The organism is Enterobacter sp. kpr-6 (assembly GCF_900116015.1).
Taxonomy (GTDB): domain Bacteria; phylum Pseudomonadota; class Gammaproteobacteria; order Enterobacterales; family Enterobacteriaceae; genus Enterobacter_D.
On record NZ_FOYH01000003.1, the window covers coordinates 1 to 20,470 of the forward strand.

At 47.8% G+C, this 20,470-nt stretch carries 20 protein-coding genes and 3 pseudogenes; 13 read left to right on the forward strand and 10 right to left on the reverse strand.

The annotated features are described in order from the left end of the window. Positions 1-723, forward strand: a 723-nt coding sequence (gene umuC, locus BM373_RS08980; protein WP_143102641.1) for a translesion error-prone DNA polymerase V subunit UmuC, incomplete at its 5' end; no start/stop codon positions are given. Positions 724-839: 116 nt separating this feature from the next. Here umuC and BM373_RS08985 read toward each other — a convergent pair. Next, positions 840-1,970 (reverse strand): macro domain-containing protein, encoded by a 1,131-nt coding sequence (locus BM373_RS08985; RefSeq protein WP_090461100.1) that lies wholly within the window; start codon positions 1,968-1,970, stop codon positions 840-842. Continuing rightward, the gene (locus BM373_RS08990) at positions 1,964-3,307 is read right to left on the reverse strand and encodes a DarT ssDNA thymidine ADP-ribosyltransferase family protein (protein ID WP_090461101.1); all 1,344 of its coding nucleotides are present in this window, start codon (positions 3,305-3,307) and stop codon (positions 1,964-1,966) included. Before BM373_RS08990 ends, BM373_RS08985 begins: the two co-directional genes overlap by 7 nt. Positions 3,308-3,619: 312 nt before the next feature. Here BM373_RS08990 and BM373_RS21940 point away from each other — a divergent pair. Beyond that, positions 3,620-3,691: pseudogene (locus BM373_RS21940) on the forward strand (hypothetical protein); the annotation flags it as partial. Between the two features lie 33 nt (positions 3,692-3,724). Then, positions 3,725-3,838 (forward strand): annotated as a pseudogene (locus tag BM373_RS21945) (helix-turn-helix domain-containing protein); the annotation flags it as partial. A gap of 288 nt (positions 3,839-4,126) precedes the next feature. Here the strand turns inward: BM373_RS21945 and BM373_RS21950 are convergent. Both BM373_RS21950 and BM373_RS09005 read right to left on the reverse strand, forming a co-directional pair. Further along, positions 4,127-4,291, reverse strand: a pseudogene (locus BM373_RS21950) (site-specific integrase); the annotation flags it as partial. 171 nt (positions 4,292-4,462) lie between these two features. Further along, positions 4,463-4,741, reverse strand: a complete 279-nt coding sequence (locus BM373_RS09005; RefSeq protein ID WP_090461102.1) for a hypothetical protein — start codon at positions 4,739-4,741, stop codon at positions 4,463-4,465. 279 nt (positions 4,742-5,020) lie between these two features. On the opposite strand from BM373_RS09005, the gene BM373_RS09010 reads away from it, so the two are divergent. Continuing rightward, on the forward strand, positions 5,021-5,350 hold the full coding sequence (locus BM373_RS09010) for a hypothetical protein (RefSeq protein ID WP_256214612.1): 330 nt from the start codon (positions 5,021-5,023) through the stop codon (positions 5,348-5,350). A gap of 233 nt (positions 5,351-5,583) precedes the next feature. On the opposite strand, the gene BM373_RS09015 is transcribed toward BM373_RS09010, so the two are convergent. Then, entirely contained in the window at positions 5,584-5,976 is a 393-nt protein-coding gene (locus tag BM373_RS09015) for a cell envelope integrity TolA C-terminal domain-containing protein (RefSeq protein ID WP_256214613.1), read from the reverse strand. Positions 5,977-6,808: 832 nt separating this feature from the next. Continuing rightward, complete coding sequence (locus BM373_RS09025; protein ID WP_090461105.1) at positions 6,809-7,585, reverse strand: SDR family NAD(P)-dependent oxidoreductase; 777 nt, start codon at positions 7,583-7,585, stop codon at positions 6,809-6,811. Between the two features lie 175 nt (positions 7,586-7,760). On the opposite strand from BM373_RS09025, the gene BM373_RS09030 reads away from it, so the two are divergent. The 8 genes from BM373_RS09030 (at position 7,761) to BM373_RS09065 (ending at position 15,399) form a co-directional block, all read left to right on the forward strand. Further along, positions 7,761-8,675, forward strand: coding sequence for a LysR substrate-binding domain-containing protein (locus BM373_RS09030; protein ID WP_090461106.1), 915 nt, complete (start codon positions 7,761-7,763; stop codon positions 8,673-8,675). 257 nt (positions 8,676-8,932) lie between these two features. After that, positions 8,933-9,166: a hypothetical protein gene (locus BM373_RS09035; RefSeq protein ID WP_090461107.1), complete on the forward strand. Its 234-nt coding sequence runs from the start codon at positions 8,933-8,935 to the stop codon at positions 9,164-9,166. Between the two features lie 237 nt (positions 9,167-9,403). Beyond that, complete coding sequence (locus tag BM373_RS09040; RefSeq protein ID WP_090461108.1) at positions 9,404-9,823, forward strand: translesion error-prone DNA polymerase V autoproteolytic subunit; 420 nt, start codon at positions 9,404-9,406, stop codon at positions 9,821-9,823. A 2-nt stretch (positions 9,824-9,825) separates the two neighbouring features. Then, a complete protein-coding gene (locus BM373_RS09045) occupies positions 9,826-11,097 on the forward strand; it encodes a Y-family DNA polymerase (protein WP_090461109.1) in 1,272 nt (423 codons plus the stop codon). A 64-nt stretch (positions 11,098-11,161) separates the two neighbouring features. Further along, positions 11,162-11,614: an Rrf2 family transcriptional regulator gene (locus BM373_RS09050; RefSeq protein ID WP_090461110.1), complete on the forward strand. Its 453-nt coding sequence runs from the start codon at positions 11,162-11,164 to the stop codon at positions 11,612-11,614. Continuing rightward, complete coding sequence (locus BM373_RS09055) at positions 11,604-12,494, forward strand: NAD(P)/FAD-dependent oxidoreductase (RefSeq protein ID WP_090461111.1); 891 nt, start codon at positions 11,604-11,606, stop codon at positions 12,492-12,494. Before BM373_RS09050 ends, BM373_RS09055 begins: the two co-directional genes overlap by 11 nt. Before the next feature lie 463 nt (positions 12,495-12,957). After that, positions 12,958-13,452: a putative pterin-binding protein gene (locus BM373_RS09060; protein ID WP_090461112.1), complete on the forward strand. Its 495-nt coding sequence runs from the start codon at positions 12,958-12,960 to the stop codon at positions 13,450-13,452. A gap of 18 nt (positions 13,453-13,470) precedes the next feature. Further along, positions 13,471-15,399: a putative bifunctional diguanylate cyclase/phosphodiesterase gene (locus BM373_RS09065; protein ID WP_090461113.1), complete on the forward strand. Its 1,929-nt coding sequence runs from the start codon at positions 13,471-13,473 to the stop codon at positions 15,397-15,399. 81 nt (positions 15,400-15,480) lie between these two features. Here the strand turns inward: BM373_RS09065 and BM373_RS09070 are convergent, their stop codons facing one another. The 4 genes from BM373_RS09070 to BM373_RS09085 form a co-directional block, all read right to left on the reverse strand. Further along, positions 15,481-16,062 carry a DUF4142 domain-containing protein gene (locus tag BM373_RS09070; protein WP_090461114.1) on the reverse strand — a complete coding sequence of 194 codons (582 nt, stop codon included), beginning with the start codon at positions 16,060-16,062 and terminating at the stop codon, positions 15,481-15,483. Between the two features lie 197 nt (positions 16,063-16,259). Beyond that, positions 16,260-17,291 carry a methionine synthase gene (locus BM373_RS09075; RefSeq protein ID WP_090461115.1) on the reverse strand — a complete coding sequence of 344 codons (1,032 nt, stop codon included), beginning with the start codon at positions 17,289-17,291 and terminating at the stop codon, positions 16,260-16,262. A 27-nt stretch (positions 17,292-17,318) separates the two neighbouring features. After that, entirely contained in the window at positions 17,319-18,302 is a 984-nt protein-coding gene (locus BM373_RS09080; RefSeq protein ID WP_090461116.1) for a DUF1852 domain-containing protein, read from the reverse strand. 241 nt (positions 18,303-18,543) lie between these two features. Next, positions 18,544-19,455, reverse strand: coding sequence for an AraC family transcriptional regulator (locus BM373_RS09085; protein WP_090461117.1), 912 nt, complete (start codon positions 19,453-19,455; stop codon positions 18,544-18,546). 125 nt (positions 19,456-19,580) lie between these two features. On the opposite strand from BM373_RS09085, the gene BM373_RS09090 reads away from it, so the two are divergent. Beyond that, complete coding sequence (locus BM373_RS09090) at positions 19,581-20,465, forward strand: SDR family oxidoreductase (RefSeq protein WP_090461118.1); 885 nt, start codon at positions 19,581-19,583, stop codon at positions 20,463-20,465. The last annotated feature ends 5 nt before the right edge of the window (positions 20,466-20,470 follow it).

The following is a 20,470-nucleotide window of genomic DNA, read 5'->3' on the forward strand; positions in this document are numbered from 1 at the left end:
GTGTGGGGCGTGGGCAGACGCATCGCGAAAAAGCTGGAAGCCATGGGCATAACAAAAGCGCTTCAACTTGCCGACACAGATATCCGCTTTATCAGGAAACACTTTAACGTGGTGCTGGAGCGCACCGTGCGGGAGCTGCGCGGCGAATCTTGCCTTGAGCTCGAGGAGTTCGCTCCAGCCAAGCAGGAAATCGTCAGCAGCCGTAGTTTCGGTGAGCGCATTACTGATTACGACGAGATGCGCCAGGCAATATGCAGTTATGCAGCGCGGGCGGCGGAAAAGCTGCGCAGCGAACATCAGTACTGCCGTTACATTTCAGTTTTTGTGAAGACCTCGCCCTTTGCATTAAAAGAGCAGTATTACGGCAACCAGGCTGGCACGAAACTGCTCACGCCAACGCAGGACACCCGCGACATTATCGCGGCCGCAACGCGATGTCTGGATGCGATATGGCGCGATGGCCACAGATACCAGAAAGCCGGGATCATGCTGGGGGACTTCTTCAGCCAGGGTGTAGCCCAGCTCAATCTGTTTGACGATTATGCGCCGAGAGCGGGCAGTGATGCGCTGATGACGTTAATGGACAAGTTGAATAAGCAGGGGAAGGGCACGCTGTATTTTGCGGGGCAGGGTGTGCAGCAGTCGTGGCAGATGAAAAGGGAAATGCTGTCTCCATGCTATACGACGAGGTGGATGGATCTGCCAGTTGTACGAGCCAAATGATAATTTGAAAAAATTAGTTATCTATTTTTAGAGTTTAATCCAGCCCTGTTTAAACAGGGCCGATGACTGCTATGAGCGAGGAGCGGACATTATTAATAAGTTAGCTGCAACACCTCTCAGAAGTTGATCTCTGAAATTTGCTCACCATCAAATGGTTTGATTGGTTTCGCGTTTATATTGATTGCAGCAAAACAATCCTCCTCTTGAAGGTTTTCGTATTTCATGAAATACGATTTTATCCCACCACTTATAATTTCACTCCTCTGTTTTTCTAGCCATTTCAACCTTTCAGTGGTGAAAATAACTGACTTGCAGATAAACATTCGCCCCATAACAGACGGCATGTAGGCTTTTCTATCAAATGATTTAAAAGGATCACCTATTGAAAGAACAGATATGTTATCCGTAGCACCTTTTTCCCGATTTTTTTCTGCTGAGTATGAAATTCCGCTCGGCAAAAAAATTCCAGTTTCAACTCCTTGTCTAATAGAGTGCAATGCCATTTTCTTATCAAAAGAAGATCCGCCAAACAAAATACTAAGGCGGTTTATTTTACAGTGTTCTATTAATTTTAGGACGACCTTTTTTTCTTGCTCATTAGGTTTGGTACTTGAGATCAAAGAAATATCGAACTCTGTAATTATTCTACCGAAAAACCAGAGGTCTTTTTCTGTATATCGAAGCAACCCTGGTGGGTAAGATTTTTCATTTTTCCTTATTACACTTACACCTAGATTTTCAAGTTCTACAAGTTTGTTAGATGTAATGAATGACTCTATTCCAGCATTTTTTGAAGATTCTGGCTCAAAGACCAAGATATTGCTTTTCGTTTCCGCAAGGTAATGAATAATCAGCTTTTTAACTTTTTTCCAATCCAATCCGCCATGCCCACAGCCGAGAGCTGGTAGTGTTATCGTCAAACCTTCTTTGTTCTTTACATATTCAGAAAGCCAGATGAGACCACTTTCAATGTATTCGTACTCAGATGGGTTTCGCCAATGATCTTTGGTAGGGAAGTTTATAATTTCAATTCCTTTTGAAAACATGTCTTCTTTTTTCCATACGCTAGGTTTTCCAGGCAATATTTCATTAGCTTTGCACTGACGGACATACTCTTTGAACATCTCAGGATATTTGTTTTTGAAGGCTAGAGCGACTCCCGCCCCCATGACACCTACACAATTAACTGTGTTAACTCTAATATCGGCATCAAAATCAAAGAAGTTTCCTTTAACAAACTCTAGCATATGCTATTACTCCTAATCACACACAGTACTCTCGATTCTAAATCTGCTATTGATTTATTGTGGGTTGTTACCCATTCAGGATTGATTGCATTCATGTCAGCTTTTGATAGAGCAATGAGCATTTTCAAGTCATTTTCGTTTTTGATTATATCAATCAATTGCTTTTCATCACGGTCCTTCGCAACGATGTCACCAATTAAGTCGTCATAAGTTACTAGTGTTACTATCTTTCTTACTGACTCTTCACTTAGTCCGCCAATATCTTCAGTAAGAATTCGCTCTAACATAGGCAAGGACTTTGCAGCATGGTCATTATCAGCTTTAGTCATTCCATCTTGCCCCCAGCGAGACTTCGGCCCTTTACCTATATCATGTAGGTATGCGGAAATAAGAACAATTTCTTTATCAGCATCAGACAGTCCATTATATTCATTGAACTCTTCGAGAGCACCTGCAACTTTTCTGCTATGCGTGCCAACATCATCAGTGTGCGGCCAATAGCTGGCCTTTAACCCGTCGATATCATCAAGTTCTTTTATTGATGAGAATTTTTTTTCAATTGCATCTAGTGCATCACGCAGACTTTTATACTTATTGATTTTATTATCAGTTTTATATATTTTTTCAATTGTTTCTTCCATGGCCTTTTTTAAAAAGTATGGCCCAGTCACAATTGATTTTCTTTTGCCATCGTAAAAATTTAGGTAATAGTGATCCTCATCATACTTAATTTTAGGTGGTTGTATTCCTTTGTTTTTAAATACCTCCACTACTTTATCCTTAATCCATCCATTCCAAACTATTATATGATCCAGTTCTGATATATTAATGCTGCCGGGAATAAGTAATTCTGCCATCTTCTGATGACGATACATCTCTGACGGGCACGACCATTTCTTACTATCAATAGCATCCCAGTTTAAAGAGTTAAGCATATTTAGTGATTTAGAATTATAAAATTTTGGCGGCACATCTGTGTTTGCTGAAGCATCTGAAAATACAGCGCCAGCATTTTTAACAATAATGTCCAATGGGATTGCAAAGTAAATAAGAAACGCTTGGTCTACATTTTTTTTATTTATTACCGCAAGTTGCATGGAGTTTCTTTTTGAGAAGTAAAAAGGGACATAGTCGTGAACAAAGTTCCCATTAGAACACGGTACCTGCATAGTGCTTCTTCTTCCTTGTATCCCATGCTCGGCAACATTATGATGAGTTATATTCTGTTCATTTTTTAAGTTTGTACACAATAGTCCATTCTCGATTATCGATTCAAGGTTGTATAGACAGGTGAAATGATATGCATATCTTCCTTTGAGACTTGCTGGAAACTCCATAAATTAGTCCTTAATTTAAAGTTAACATGGCAACAATAATCATCCATAGCTAAGAAATTTTTGCAATAGCTCTAGCGTGATAAAGCAAAAAAACTTACTTATAACCCGCATAATTGCCATAACGAGCAAACAGGCTAACTTCGAATTTGATGGTTTCTCTACCTGAGGCGAATGTCCGCTTATGGCACAAAGCGGACATTTAAATCATAACCAATTGCATCAAGTGAGGGAGGGGTTATGCCACTCGCCGGCTTGCTGCCAGCAAGCCGCGGGCTAACTCCGACGCGCTGATGAATCTGACGGGCAAGCTCAACAAAAAGAGAAATGCTCTCGCCGCGTTATATGACAAGGCTTGCAGAAGTGACGATTGTCAGAGCGCGCTGAAGGTCGTATTGGAGTCAGTAAGCCGATAAGTAGTGGGCTGAGGCTGGAAGATTGATTGCGGCCGGGGAAACTCGCCACCGCGTGGTAATGATTTATGATGTGGAAATGTCAACTCTCTATCGTAAATTTTCGGCTGGTAATCTTTAACTAACTGCGGAAGATGAGTCGATGACTTCCCGGTGATGTGATGGGGCAAACCTTGGGGCAAAACGCATCATGGGGCATGAAATGGGGCAGTAAGAATGTATCTTATCGGTGCTTATTGTAGATAACTACCGTTTTTAAGTGTTTGAATATAATTAAAATATTAACATTACCAATGATTTGGAGTGATTAGCGCTGCTTGTTCAGGTTGTACTGTTCTTTCTTGTTAACGTCTTGGGTCTGATGCATTGTCTGATATTCCGGAGCGCCAGGGGGCAACACTATTAAACACGTTGGCAGGAGGCCAGCATAAGTATGGCGTGTATGGTACGGATTACGGCGGCGAATGCCAGCACGTTTTGCTGCCGCGTTGAATCGGCTTCCCACGCTGGACAGAGAATAGGGGGCCTTTTACTCTCCATTACGAATCCAGGGCATAAAGACAACGTGAATTTTTCTGATGCTCAAGCGCGCCGTGCCTCCTCAGCACGATGGAGCGGGTGCTATCCAGTCCTTTATAGATGCCGAGGCGAAGATGGTATGGATGATGCACTTATACTGGCCGCTGAAAGGGATTATTTCACTCTCAGAGAGAGAATCGAAGTTTTGACCAGGCAATGCCAGTAACTACTTAAAGTATTTATCCATGGGGTCGTAATGCTGGTATTTTCTGTAAAAAAAGAACCAGTAGACAAATCCTGTGGCAGTACCTAGTCCTGCCATCATGAGATAAAGCCCCTCGCGATGCTTAAGCAGCTCAGAGAAGGAATATGAACCTTTCCATATATCAATAAGGCTACCCCCAATCAACAGATCTAAAATCAGGGCCATCAGTGGCAGGGCAACGGCATGTGCTGCCATAAGGTAGAGCAGAATTCCAAGTCTGTATTTGGTATTTATTCGCATGGTCAGCCTCCTTACTCATTGGTTTGAAGCATAACATAGCCACGCAAAGAAGCGTTGCAATGCTGTCCCTTCGCTGCCGCCTCGATATGCCCAAAAACAGTATCTGGAACCTCAAAATGTCTACCGGCGAAGATGCGTTAAAGCGCGAGGATGTTCAGAATTAAAAAGGGCGTAGGTGTATACTCTCCTGTCCATTACAGACTCACTTAGAAGGTTGAGCACCCGATCATGGGAAGATTATCTAAGGCATTACTCATATCATTTATATACACGGCGATAGTGATTATCCTTGATGCAGTTGCTATCTACTATTTCAAGCTGAACGCCCCCCTCACCATCGTAGTGACGACGTTTTTGATGCTACTCATTTTAGCGTTCGAATACGTGGATGCGACAAAGCGATCAGAACGTAACTATGCTGAGCGACGTAAAAAACAGGCGCAGGAAGCTTCATTTTTGATGATGTGGGATGCCCTTGATTCGGACGTTAAACAACGTTTTTACCAAAATGTCGATGTGAATGGAGAATCCAGCGAGCTTAAGTCCAGATACCAGCTATTGCAGAACGAAATTCGATATTGGGACAAAGAGATAGAACGGCTACGTTAATCGGATTCATAGCGACGACTGGGCGCATGGCACTAATCTCAGTTCTTCCTTAACGGTGATAATAACGTACTACAGGCAGGGTAGAGAAAGTGCCACTTATAACTTCAACGCTCATTTCGCAATTCCTCGCCGATGACTCCCAGTTGCTCAAGAACGTCCGCTCCTGGCACTGAGCGGACAAACTGACCGATCTGAAGGTTCGCTACGAGCGTAAAGCCATGTCTATGGTATGACTAACCGCGCAAATCAAAGCGAGATTTTTCAAAATCGCGGTATACCTCCTGATTCGTGAAGGCTGGAAATGTGGCTTTCTGGGCTGCTGATTTTACCGCTTCGCAATAGGCTTTATTACCGACGCTGGTTGATATTTTTAAAGCCGTGCCATTCTGCGCAAATTCTATATGCAACCTGCATTTCTTCCCTTCCCAGTTTTGTGGCTCAGCAATTTTTGCATTTATCGCTGCTCTGATAGCCCGTGCTTGCGCGCCCCATTCATCCTGATCATCCCAGTTGCCAGAACCGCAACTAGCCCTTGCAGTAGGTTTATGACATCCAGAAGGTTTTAATGGCACGCAACCCGTTGCCAGACTGACCACAAATGCCAGCATAAAAATTTTCATTACCATTTCATTCGCCCTCACTCCCTTCACCCTCTTTCCATTAAATTCGTCATGAACATTGATATATTATTCTGCCATTACGGGCACATTTTCAACTGCCCTTTCTGGCGATGACGAAGTCGTGATTAAGCTTTTACTGATTCCCTATTAATAACCTCAAGCAACTTTTAAATGTCCGCTTTGAACGAGCAGTGGGCATTTACAACAGCCTGATGGTTAAAAATGCCCATCTATGGTGTAAAATGGCTAGTGTGCTGTTGATGCTTGCCGGGCCTACAGATTTAGATACACAATCAATAAAAATTAAAAAAAAGAAATTAAAGGAGTAATAAGAGGTGAGGGCGATATTATTTATATTTTTGGTTGCTGTAATTTGCGTCTTCAGTATGATGCTAATTGGGGTGGTTTGTTATATTGGCTCGGAGATTTTTGCATATTTCTACTACGGTTTGCCTGTCGAATTTAATCTTTCTAATGCACGTAGGTTGTTCAGAATGTGCCTGGTCGGTGGCGGCATATTGGGTTTGGCAATTGGAGTGTTTAGTATTCTGGGGATCAAGGGCTTTTAGGATCTAAAAGTACCTTTTACTCATTGAGTAAGCGAGCTGCGTGGCCAGCTCCCCGTTTGACAGGTGTATAAGCGATAATAGATATCAGAATACTTAAATGTGTAAAACTCAAAATTGGAATTGATGCCAGCACGTTTTGCTGCCGCGTTGAATCGACTTCCACCCCATTACAGGCAGCGACCATTGCCACGGTTTCCCCGGTCGCTTGCAGTCTGCATTTGCATAATGACTCCAGTGCCGCACATGGAAAGCCACGTGCGGCATTGTCATCAGGCGTTACGGCCGGCCATCACGCCGCCATCAATATCCCAGATAGCGCCGGTGACCCAGCCAGTCTTGTCAGAAAGCAGGAAAGCCACGGTTTCCGCGATATCGCCCGGCGTACCCACGCGGCCAATGGGATGGAAGCTGTCGAAGCTGTTCATCACATCCTTCACATCCTCTTTAGGAATGAAGCCTTCGTAAATCGGCGTATGAACCACGGCCGGAGAAACGGCATTGACGCGGATGCCTTTTTCGCCCAGCTCAATCGCCAGGTTTTTGGTCAGCGCGTGCAGACCGGCTTTTGCCATGGAATACGCTGAAGACGGGGTGGCACCGATAGCCTGCTGCGCCCACATAGAACCGATATTTACGATTGAACCTTTGATACCGGCCTCCACCATGTTGCGCACCACATCACGGGTGATAAAGAAGGTCGCACGGTTAATGTTCATATACATGTCGTAATCTGATGCTTCGTGCTCCGTAAATGGTTTCGGGAAGAACACACCCGCCGCATTCACCAGCAGGCTGATGTCTTTATGTTCGGCATTGATGATATCCACCACGTGCTTCATGCCTTCTTCTTTCATCAGATCGGCAACGATAAGGGAAACCTGGCCGTCTGCCGCCAGCGCCTGGCGGGCCTGCTCGGCTTTGTCCTGGCGATTGCCAACAAGCACTACGCTGCCGCCGTTTTTCAGGACCCGCTTCGCTGTTTCGAAGCCCATACCGCTTGTACCGCCGACCACTAACAGTTTTTTACCGGCAAAAGATGCGTTCATCGCTAACCTCTTTAAAATCATCTGATTGTCCTTGATGAAAAGCCCAGCTTCTCATCGTGTGAAATCAGAATGCCACCCTGAATCCGTGTTGACGACTCAGAAGAAATTGCGATACAGGAAAGAAAATCTTTCTCGTTCATGTATGCTGAGAAAAAAATGGATCAGGATACCTGCAATGCGATCGCTAAACCGACTGAAATGGCTCCACGCCTTTGAAGCCACCGCCCGCCACGGCAGTTTTACCGGCGCGGCACAGGAACTGGGCGTCACGCCCGCTGCCGTAGGGCAGCTTGTCCGCTCGCTGGAAGAGTGGGTAGGGCACCCGCTTCTTCGCCGTACCCGCACAGGTAAGGCGCGCCTGACGCTCGTTGATGAAGCGCAGGACGCTCTGCAGGACATCACGCAGGGGCTGGACAAGCTGGAAACCGGATTAAATAAACTTCGCGGACGCCGCGCACGCTCGGTTGTTGTGGTCACCGCTTCTCAGGTCCTGATGATGAACTGGCTGATGGAGCGGCTGAACCGGTTCTCAGAAATGCATGAAACTATCGATCTGCGGCTTAATGTCACAGAGAAGCTGATGGACGTTTCGCATGGCGAAGCGGATATCGGCATTCGCTGCGGGCAGGGAGACTGGCCCGGCGTGAATAAAACCTGGCTGATGGATGAAGAAGCGGTGCTGGTCTGCAGCCCGCGCCTCGTACCACCGGAGAAAATGGCCTGCGGTGAATGGCTCGCCACACAAAAATTAATCCATGATGATACGCCGCATCCCGGTGCGGATTTTCCATCATGGGACGATATTCTGAGCGCGGTTAATGCGCCAGAAGCCCGTGAAAGCGGCCTGCATATTAACTCCACCTCAGCCGTGATTTTGTCGGCCCTGAGCGGCCGGGGCGTGGCCGTTGTTCGTTACGCCCTGGTGAAGCAACTTATTGAAACCGGGCAACTGGTTCAGTTGCATCCTGACCATCGCTGGCCGCTCAAGTGGTCTTACTACCTGGTCACGCCGCAACATAATGTCATGCGTGATGAAGTTAAAGTATTTCACGACTGGCTTCTTCAGGACGTTGTCTCAGGCTATTCGTGATCGGTCACCGCAGGTTTTACGCAGCCCGGGAATTTAGCCACGTGACATCACGACATAGAATTTCTTCTCTGCTCCGCAAAAATTCTCTGATTTGTTGAAGCGGCCTGGCTTTCTGATAATCACCGGCAACGACGCCATGTAATATCCGTCGTAGCCCCGCATGAACCTCTTAGCCCCCTCACATTTTGTGCCCTTTATCCGGTACGCGCGATCCCTAAGCTAAACTTTACTTACCCATAGCGGGTAAAGGAGGTTTTATGCTTAAAGATCCTGAAGTGAAACGGTGGGCGTCGCAAATGCTCTTGTCTGCATTACGTGGCGATGCAAACAGAACGTCCATTGAAGAGCAAATCGATCTACTGCGTAAAAAACATGGTGCCGAGGCCGTTGAAGGTGTGCTTGAAGAGTTACTGATAGAAGCCGGCCGAATAGGGCCAATGCACTGTGATGGAAGTTTATTCCATAATAATAAGGCACACAGATTTGGGTAAAAGTAACCCGAATCTCTCTAATACTGAGCCGCCTTCGGGCGGTTCAGTATATGAACTGAGCAATCGCACCGCTGCCGTGAAAATTTACACATCCCGTTAACCTGTTAATTCTTAATCCTTTTCCGCGATATCCGGCACGCCCGGCGCGCGCAATTTTCCTGACAGAGACTTGATCCCCTTAATAGATAAATCTACTGTATAAATACACAGTAAATCATATTAATAAGGTGACTCACCATGAAGTTCTACCAGCCCGCTGAATTGCGCGTCGTTGCCGCGCTACCTTTATTCGGTGATTTAGTTCCCTGTGGTTTTCCCTCTCCGGCACAGGATTATGTTGAACAGCGTATCGATTTTAATGATTTTATGATCGCCCATCCTAATTCGACTTATGTTGTTAAAGCCGCGGGGGATTCAATGCTGGAGGGCGGCATCAGCGATGGCGATATGCTGGTGGTGGACTCTTCGCTTACAGCAGAACATGGCGATATTGTGATCGCCGCCGTGGACGGTGAATTTACCGTCAAACAATTACAGCTTCGTCCCTTCCTGCAACTTAATCCCCTCAACAGTGCCTACAGACCTATTCCCATCCTGAATGAAGACACGCTGGAACTCTTCGGCGTGGTCACTTTTATTATTAAAGCCCGGCGCTAATCATGTTCGCGTTAGTGGATGTGAATTCATTTTACGTCAGTTGCGAAACGGCCTTTCGGCCCGATCTGTGGGGCAAGCCGGTGGTGGTGCTCAGTAATAACGACGGCTGCGTGATTGCCCGCAACAGCGAGGCGAAACGACTGAATGTGGTGATGGGCGCGCCGTTTTTTAAACAAAAGGATCTTTTTCGCGCCAATAACGTGACCTGTTTTAGCAGCAACTACGAGCTGTATGCCGACATGAGCAAGCGCGTAATGGATACGCTGGAGGCGATGTGTCCGGGGGTTGAGATCTATTCCATCGATGAAGCCTTCTGTGACTTAACCGGCGTGCGCAACTGCTGCGATCTGGAGGATTTTGGCCACGCCATTCGTCAGAGCGTTAAGCTGAATACCCATCTGCAGGTGGGTGTGGGGATCGCGCAAACCAAAACCCTGGCAAAGCTCGCCAACTATGCCGCCAAGCGCTGGTCGCAAACGGGCGGCGTGGTGGATCTCTCAAACCAGGCGCGGCAGCGTAAGCTGATGGCCGCCCTGCCGGTAGGCGAGGTCTGGGGCATCGGCGGGCGGCTGGCAAAAAAACTCGACGCCATGGGCATCAAAACGATCCTGCAACTTGCCGATGCGGATATCCGCTTTATCAGAAAACATTTCAGCGTGGTGGTGGAAAGAACGGTGCGGGAATTGCGCGGCGAATCCTGCCTGGCCTTTGACGAATTTATTCCGCTCAAACAGGAGATTGTCTGTAGCCGCAGCTTCGGCGTGCGACTGACGCAGTACGAACATATGCGGCAGGCGATTTGCAGCCATGCATCGCGGGCGGCGGAAAAGCTGCGCAAAGAGCACCAGTACTGCCGTTTTATCTCCGCGTTTGTCAAAACGTCGCCATTTGCCCCCGACGAACCCTATTACGGCAACAGCGCCGCCATCAAACTTCTCACTCCCACTCACGACAGCCGGGACATTATCCAGGCCGCAATCGGCTGTCTGGACGCGATCTGGCGGGAAGGGCTGCATTATCAAAAAGCGGGCGTCATGCTGGGGGATTTCTTCAGCCAGGGCGTGGCGCAGCTTGATTTGTTCGATGAGCACCGACCGCGGCCGCACAGCGAGGTATTAATGCAGGCGTTGGATGAGCTGAATAAAAAACAGGGACGGGGAACGCTTTTTTTTGCCGGGCAGGGGATTGCGCAGGAGTGGCAGATGAAACGGGAAATGCTCTCGCCGCGCTACACCACGCGCTTAACGGACGCGATGGTAGTGTGCGTGCGCTGAGAAATCTGAAACGCCGGGCACGTTATCCTTGCCACGATCGCTAATTCGTAATAACGTTAGTTACATGAAAAAAGACAGCCGACTCTCAACAGTGCTGCACATTTTGTTGCATATGCACTTCCATACCAGACCCATGACGTCAGAACAACTGGCGCAGTGCGCCGGGACCAACCCGGTCGTTATCCGGCGCATGATGGGTCTTTTACGCAAACAGCAACTGGTCTCGTCGATTGCCGGTCACGGCGGCGGCTGGTCGCTGACCGACAAACTTACCGATGTCACCCTGCGTCAGTTGCACGACGTTTTGGGCGAACCGGCGATTTTTGCGATCGGTAATCGTAATGAACGACCAGAATGCCTGATCGAACAGGCGGTGAATGCTGCGCTCGGTGATGCCTTTGACGAGGCGGAAGCGCTTCTGCTGGCGCATTTCGGCCGTATCAAACTGGGCGATCTGCTTGCCGATGCTGAAAAGCGCAATATCAACCGCAACGTTAGAGGTAAGAATGAAATATGACGTGATCATCATTGGTGGCAGCTACGCCGGTATGGCTGCTGCTCTGCAACTGGTAAGGGCCCGTCGTCAGGTTCTTATTATTGATGCCGGAATGCGACGGAACCGTTTTGCCAGTCACTCACACGGTTTTCTTGGTCAGGATGGCGTCGATCCGGCGCTGATTTTTGAACAGTCACGCGAGCAACTGCTGCGTTATCCTTCTTTGCAGTGGCACGAGGGGGCGGCAGAAAAGGTGCTCGGTGAAAAAGAGGCTTTCCGGGTGCAAACGCTGTCCGGTGACGCCTTTGAAGCGCGCCGCGTGCTGTTTGCCGTTGGCGTAAAAGATATCCTGCCGCCGATAGAGGGCTTACAACAGCGCTGGGGACAGCATGTTTTTCATTGTCCCTACTGCCACGGCTATGAGCTTAATCAGGGAGAACTTGCCGTCATCGCGACGAGTGAAATGTCTGCCCACCAGGCCCAGATGGTCGCGGAGTGGGGCAACGTGACGTTCTTTACGAACTACGTATTCACTCCCGACGAAGAGATCCGTGCTGATTTACACCGGCGCGGCGTAAAAATTGAAACCACACCGATAAAGCGGCTGGTTAATCATGCCGATATCGAAACAGCAGATGGCCGTGTCCTGTCTTTCGCCGGCATATTTGTCGGGCCAAAAAACCAGCCTGCCAGCGACATAGCGCAGACGCTTGGCTGCAAGCTGGAAGAGACAGTGTTTGGCACCCAAATCAGCAGTGACAGCATGAAAGAAACCTCGGTGCCCGGCGCGTTTGCGTGCGGTGATGTGGCGCGCGTGCCGCATTCGGTATCGCTGGCGGTGGGGGACGGGGCCTGGGCCGGAGCTGCCATCCACCGCTCGTTAATTTTCCAGACAGCCTGATGTACCCTGAGCCCGCGCTTATTTTCCATTCATTAAAATAGCGCGGGCGTTCTGCTTATCGTTTACCGCAAAGCCTCATAAAGCATTCACTCATTTATCTCCCACCTTTCCGCCACGTCTTGTACCGATACGCCGCATGTCGGCTCCGGAAGCGTGCCAGCTTGCAGTGCAAAACGTCTGCTATGGCTGTACAAATAAATAGCCTTTGGGTTTATGCGTGTTTTTTTTGCGTCGATTAAACAAGAAACATTTTTGTACGGCTACAATGAAATGTAGCGTGCCTCAAATAACGATACTGATATTTTTTAATCAATATTAAAAAGCGAGGAAAGGTTAACATGTTGATTTTAATGCGTTATAATGAGAATGAGCTTATTGTTTCAATAATAGCAAGCCAACATATATAAATAGCCTAATAACTAAATTATAATATTTTTACATCCGGTAGATAAGTGAGTTTAGAATGCGGTTAATTATCATGTTGTTAAGCTTTATGGTCGTCACCCAGGTATGCGCTGGTGAGCTTTCCAAACCTACTGGTAAAGTCCTTTTAACCCTGACCGGTAATATAGAAAATACAAATGAAGACGGGAAAGCCGTTTTTGATATCGCCAGCCTTGAGAAACTGGGCATAGTAAGTTTCCAGACCAACTCTCCCTGGTATAATGGGCGCACTACCTTTACGGGTATCCCAATGCGAAAGCTCATGGATTATGTCGGGGCGAAAGGTTCTGTTGTTAAGGTCACTGCGCTCAATGACTACACAACCGTTATCCCTGTCAGCGATTTCAAGAAATACAATGTTATTCTTGCTTTAAAAATCAACGGCGAATATATGCGTATCCGTGATAAAGGCCCGTTATTTATTGTGTATCCCTATGACAGTATGCCTGAACTCAACAACCAGCTTTTTTATTCAAGATCGGCCTGGCAGGTTAGCAAAATCAATATTGAATAGGGAGTTCAGACGATCACTATGAACAGAATATTAGCTGGCATTATATTTTCGCTTTTTATCTCTACCGCCTATATCTCTTTCCTTGTACACGAAAGACAACAAGAGTTACAGAAACTGACGCAATACACCGATTCATGGTCGGCTGCACAACTGGTATCAGAATATTATCGATTCGAATCCTGGCTCGGTCTTTACGCTACCGACGATACAGTGAAATTCGATGATGTGCGCCTGCGTCTCGACATTATGCTCAGCCAGAGCGATCTGATGAAAGAAGGGGATTTGGGGCATTATATCGACAGCAATAAAGCGCATCATGAACTGGCTTTACAGTTTGAAAAAACGCTTAAATATCTGGATGTTCATCTTGAAGACATGAGCCGGCCAGAGCTGAAGGCCTATCTGAAAGGAATGCATTCGCTTGATGCGCCGCTCAGCCGCTTTTCATCCGGTGCATTAAACAAAGACGTTAACTCGATTAATAACGCCAACCTCAAAATTCAAACGCTGTATTATATTTACTCAGCGACGTCGGTGCTGCTGATCATACTGAGTGCGATACTGGGTGTGCTGATATTTTTCCAGAACAAAAATATCCTGAAGGCGCATCAGCAGGTTAAAAGCCTTGCAGAAGAGTTGCAGAAATCCAAAGAAAAACTGCAAATCCAGAATGCCAAACTGGAATATGACGTTTATCACGACTCGCTGACCGGGATGAATAACCGTCATTTTTTCTGGGAAAGTTTAAATAAAGCCATTGAGACCGCAGAAAAAAATAATAATTCTGTGACGGTGATGTTGTTTGATTTAGATCGGTTCAAAGAGGTCAATGACACCTATGGTCACGATGCCGGTGATATGTTATTACGCCAGATAGCCGAACGCCTGAATTCGATGAACCTGACGTCAGATTCGCTGTATCGCTTAGGTGGGGATGAATTTGCGTTTCTCTCCAGTGGCCTGACAGAGAGTCGCGCTGTTTCACTCGCCCAAAAAATAGGTGATTTTATCAACCAGCCTTACACGATTTATAACGCGATTATAAATATAACCAGCTGTGTTGGTATTGTTATCTCTGAAACTGAACGTCGCTCCGACTATCTTTATAAATTTGCCGATCTGGCGCTTTATGAAGCCAAAAATGAAGGTTCCGGAAAGATAAAAGTCTTCCGGCAACACATGCTAGAAAAGCTACAGGAAAGCAGAACCCTTGAACACGATATGGCAATGGCCTTAGTGAATAAAGAGTTCGTGGTTTATTATCAGCCTATCGTTGATTCGTTCAGCCGGGAAATTTACAGCTATGAAGCCCTTATTCGTTGGATCCATCCTCTGAAAGGTCTGCTGTCGCCGGATAGCTTTATTCCTGTGGCTGAAAAAACCGGCATGATTAACGAGATGGGGAAATCGGTGCTTGAAATGGCCTGTCGGGAAGCGGCAACCTGGGCGGTTCCGGCTAAAATTTCAGTCAACGTTTCGCCTGTTCAGCTAAGCAGCAGTGCCTTTGCCGGCATAGTGCTCTCCATTCTGAAAGAAACAGGGCTCCCGGCTGAACGTCTGGAACTGGAAGTGACGGAATCCTCTCTCTTTACTGAGAGCAATACGCCGATGAATACCCTTAACAAACTCAGAGCGCTGGGCGTGAAAATCTCCATCGATGATTTTGGTACCGGATACTCTTCTCTGTCGCGGCTGAGCAGGATTGCCTTCGATAAGATCAAAATAGACAAGTCTTTCGTGCATTCGATATCGACTCAGGAAGACGCCCTGAACATCATCAGACTCATCACCGGTATGGCGAAATCGCTCAATATGAAAGCTGTTGCGGAAGGGGTTGAAACGCAGGAACAACTGGAAAGCCTTCAGGCGCTGGGCTGCGATTTCGCCCAGGGATATCTGTTTGGAAAACCACAGCCTTGTATCAGCGGGGAAATCAGGAACGGTTAAATCACAAACGTCCCTCGTACCCGTGAATTCAGGGCTGCGGTTTTTTCTAAGTGGTCATGAGCAAGGCATCGACCAATCCGCTTATTTACCGGATTTCATCGACATCTGCTCGGCGGACTTCAGGTGCTGCTCAACGACCGGCGTATGTGCGTCGGCCAGCGCCTTCACATCCGGGTCTTTGATATTCATGGCGTCACTTTTCAGTTTTGACAGCACCATTTTGTGATCTTTGGTGCCCGCGTTTTCCATATACATCTTGTCAAACGCATCGCCGCTCTGTTTTTCCAGCTTTTCGGCCATCGCTTTGTGCGCAGAATCCGGCTCAGTCGGCAGCGTTACGCCTTTTTTCCCGGCGACCGCCTGTACTTTGCTCAGGGCATCGCCGTGATCATCGACCATCTTCTGAGCAAATGATTTAACGTCGCTGCTTTGGGCCTTATCCAGTGCGATTTTGGCGGCGGCGATTTCATTGATATTGGCCTGTGCCATATCCTTCAGCGCTTTTTCGTCACCGGCGCTGAGCTTCATGCCCGCTTCGGTCTGGCTTGCCGCGCCACTCTGCGCAGCGTTTGACGTCGTCTGAGCTTGCACGCCAACAGTGCTGAACATAGCGATTACTGCTGATGCGGTCAGCAGCCCTTTCAAGGTTTTACTTTTCTGCATGTTGTTCTCCTGATGGTCATGGGTAGGGTCAATGTAAGGTCATTCACCGTGCACAGCGTCACAGATAAATGACAACTGCAATAATGAGTATAGTGGATTTAATGATAGCTGCTCCGACCAGGCCCCAGACTTAACCCTTAACGCTCCAAAACCCCACAACCATTCAGGAATAAAAACAGGAGTAAAAATCGACGTTCTTATTTCGATGAGAGCTCTCTGCGAATTATCTCAGCACCTGCACTTAACGCATTTAACTTACCGCTGGCGACCCGTCGGGATAAAGGGGCCATCCCACAGTTGGTCGAAGGATAAAGTTTGTCGGCATCAACAAACTCAAGGGCTTTGCGTAGCGTGCTGGCGACTTCTTCGGGTGTTTCAATGGTATTGGTTGCCACGTCAATCGCGCCGACCATCACTTTTTTACCGCGAATCAGTTCAAGCAGATCCATGGGAACACGCGAGTTATGGCATTCCAGTGAGATGATATCGATATTTGACGTTTGCAGTTTGGGGAACGCTTCTTCATATTGTCGCCACTCTGATCCCAGCGTCTTTTTCCAGTCTGTATTCGCTTTAATGCCATAGCCATAACAGATATGTACGGCGGTTTCGCATTTAAGTCCTTCAACAGCCTTTTCTAATGCGGCAATCCCCCAGTCATTTACCTCATCAAAAAAAACATTAAATGCAGGTTCATCAAACTGGATAATATCGACACCCGCAGCCTCTAATTCTCTGGCTTCCTGATTGAGAATTTTTGCAAATTCCCAGGCCAGTTTTTCGCGGCTTTTATAATGGCTGTCATACAGTGTGTCGATCATTGTCATCGGGCCAGGCAGAGCCCATTTAATAGGTTGCGTGGTTAACTGGCGTAAAAATTTAGCATCTTCCACAAAGACTGATTTTGGACGCGTCACAGCACCAATGACGGTCGGAACACTCGCCTCATAGCGATTACGAATTTTAACCACCTGCCGTTTTTCAAAATCAACGCCGCTGAGGTGCTCAATAAAGGTCGTGACAAAATGTTGACGCGTTTGCTCACCATCACTGACGATATCAATTCCCGCGCGGCATTGATCCTCCAGAGATAAACGCAGAGCATCACGTTTCCCTTCGATTAATTCCTCATTTTGCAATTTCCAGGGCGACCAGAGCGTCTCTGGTTGTGCAAGCCAGGATGGTTTAGGCAAACTGCCCGCAGTAGAAGTGGGGAGCAATGTTTTCATAACAGGTGACCTTATATTTTTGGTTAATTAATTGGCGTAGTCAGCAGACCATTGCTCAAGAATATTTTTATAGGGTTTGATGAAATGCGTTTCAGTAAATTTTCCCTGTTCAATGGCTAATTGACTCCGTTCTTCCCGATCATAAACAATTTTGGTTAATGAATAATCCTGGTTATTCAGATCGGGTTGGTAGTATTGCCCCGCGGCCGAGTTCGCATTGTAAATCTCAGGGCGATAAATTTTCTGGAACGTTTCCATCGTACTGATGGTGCCGATCAGCTCAAGGGAAGTGTAGTCACTCAGCAAATCGCCCGAGAAGAAGAACGCCAGCGGCGCAGCGCTGTTCGCAGGCATGAAGTAGCGAACCTGCAAGCCCATTTTTTTGAAATAGTCCTCGGTTAAGGAAGAGCCGTTTTGCTGGTATTCGATGCCTAAAACAGGATGCGCATTCCCGGTCCGGTGATAACTGTTTTTATTCGATACGCTGAGGCATATCACAGGCGGTTTGCTAAAGTTATTTTTGAATTCATCTGAGGTGGCGAAGTGTTTGAAGATATTGCCGTGCAACTCACCAAAATCAGAGGGGATGCTAAACTCAGCCTGGTGTTTATTATGCTCTGACAGCAACACGCTAAAATCGTAATCCCGAACATATGAAGAGAAATTATTTCCGACAATACCGGCAATCCGCGCATTGGTTTTTTTATCAATCACCGTGGTTTTTAATATTTCGATCACCGGGAAGGTATTGAGATTCTCCTGAGCACGAATGTTCATCTCAACAGAGATAATGTCAAGCTCAACAGAATAACGATCGCCTTTGGGATTATCCCAGTGCGCCAATGTGTTGAAGCGATTATCAATCATCACCAGCGTATTGCGTAAATTCTGCTGGCGATTTTTCCCACGGGCCAGGTTAGCAAAGTTGGTCGTAATCCGCGTATTTTCTGAGGGATTATAATTTTCGTCGAAACGACTGCGCTTAATAGTGAAGGTGAAATCTTTATTCATAATAATCTTGCGTCCTCAACGCCGACACAAAAACTGAATCTATTCTTTATTGCTAAAAAATAGCCGTTGCTCAGTTTTCATGTTGCTAATACGTTAACATTACAGATGTTATGCCAGAGCCGCTGCACGAGTGAAAGCGACTAAATTTCACTGCAACATGAACCATTTTCACGATCGCGTGCGCACTCAGGTTTAGTCCTGGTGCAGCAGCCAGATGCACAACCTCTACAGCGGGGAGGTTTTAACGCTTTTTGCGGGCGCAGAATTTTCCGGGAGAGCAGCCTGTCACGCGCTTAAACGCTTTCCCGAAAGCGCTTTCGGACTCATAGCCTACGGAGGCCGCGATGCGCAGGAGGGGATCGTTTGAATTCTGTAACCGGTCGCAGGCCAGCAGCATTCGCCATTGCGTCAGGTACTCAATGGGTGTGGTTCCTGCAGTTTCCTTAAAGTGTTTTGCAAAAGCAGAGCGTGACATGCCTGCCTGCGCTGCCAGCGTGCCCAGAGTCCAGTGATGTCCGGGATTATCATGCATACAGGCAATGGCGACACTCAGTTGCTTATCCCTTAACGCCGCAAGCCAGCCATGACTCGTCTCAGCGCCGTCATTGACGTGAAGCCGCAACGCCTGAATCAAAAGCATAAACGCCAGTTGTTGCACGATCATACTGCTGCCTGGCTGCGGCTCCCGCACTTCCTGAGCCATTCTTGCCAGCGCCCAGTGCATCGCCGCCCGGTCCGTGTCGTTGTTGATATGCACGACAGGTGGCAGCGATCCCAACAGCAAATTAGCCGCGCGACCCGCCAGAAGAAAATGTCCGCCAACAAGAAAACAGCCCGACTTTTCGTCAGCTTTAGCGGCCATCTCTGAGGTCATAGCTTTACGCACTGAGCGGAAATCGACAGGTTTTGAGGCCAGATCCGTCGCCAGCCGGAAAGGGGGACCGGGAGGCAGCAGATAGCAATCTCCGGCGGTAAGCCGTATCGGGTCGGCAACATTTTCAACTGACAGCCAGCACTCGCCCGATACCACGGCGTAACATTTGATGCCGTCATGAGAGGGCCACTGAACCGCCAGGCCGGGATCCAGCACCACGCCGCCCGTAACATAACTTTCTGGTTTGAGAAGCGACAACAATTGCGAAAGTGGATCCATACGCACTCCGGACGATGAGACATAAAACAGCGACTTTCTGACATAGACCGTATTAAGGGCTGCCCCTAAAGTAGCCGTAGCGGATTGCAACAGCAATCCATTACTGACATAAGGGCGGGCTAACTATGCGTATTTTTCTTACGGGAGCGACCGGTTTTATCGGCACGGCGGTCACAGCGCAGTTGATTGCTGCCGGGCATCAGGTCACCGGACTCACCCGAAGCCAGCAGGGTGCTGAAAAACTGGCGGCTGCCGGTGCACAGGCACATTTTGGCGATATGGAAGATCATGACAGTCTGCGCGGTGGCGCAATGTTAAGCGACGGCATCATCCATACTGCTTTTGTTCACGACTTTTCCCGCTTCGTGGCGAACTGTGAAAAGGATCGGCTGGCGATTGCGGCGATGGCCGACGCGCTGCAAGGAACGCAACGGCCGTTGATTATCACGTCTGGCGTGGCGATGGGGTCAGCAGGGCAAAACCGGCTGGCTGTTGAAGACTATTTCAATCCTGAACATCAGAACCCGCGTAAGGCGTCGGAACAGGCGGCAATGGCGGCATTAGAACAGGGCGTAAATGTTTCTGTAGTGCGGCTTTCGCAGGTTCATGACACGTCCAAGCAGGGTTTGATCACCCCGCTGATTGAAATCGCCAGGCAAAAAGGAGTTTCCGCGTATGTGGGCGAGGGCGAGAACCGCTGGTCGGCGGTGCATATCAGCGATGCCGCGCTGCTCTATGTGCGGGCACTGGAAAAGCATCGTCCTGGCCGCTATCACGCCGTTGCTGAAGAGGGAATTACGCTGCGGAAAATCGCTGAAACCATTGGTCAGCGCCTGAACGTGCCTGTTGTACGCCTTGAGCCTTCCGAAGCTGCGGATCATTTTGGCTGGATGAGTCACTTTGTGGTTCAGGATATGTCAGCCTCATGTGCCCTGACTCAGCACCAACTGAACTGGCAACCGCAGGGCCCCGATTTAATGACCGATCTGCAACAAATGCGTCTGTTTTGAGTTGT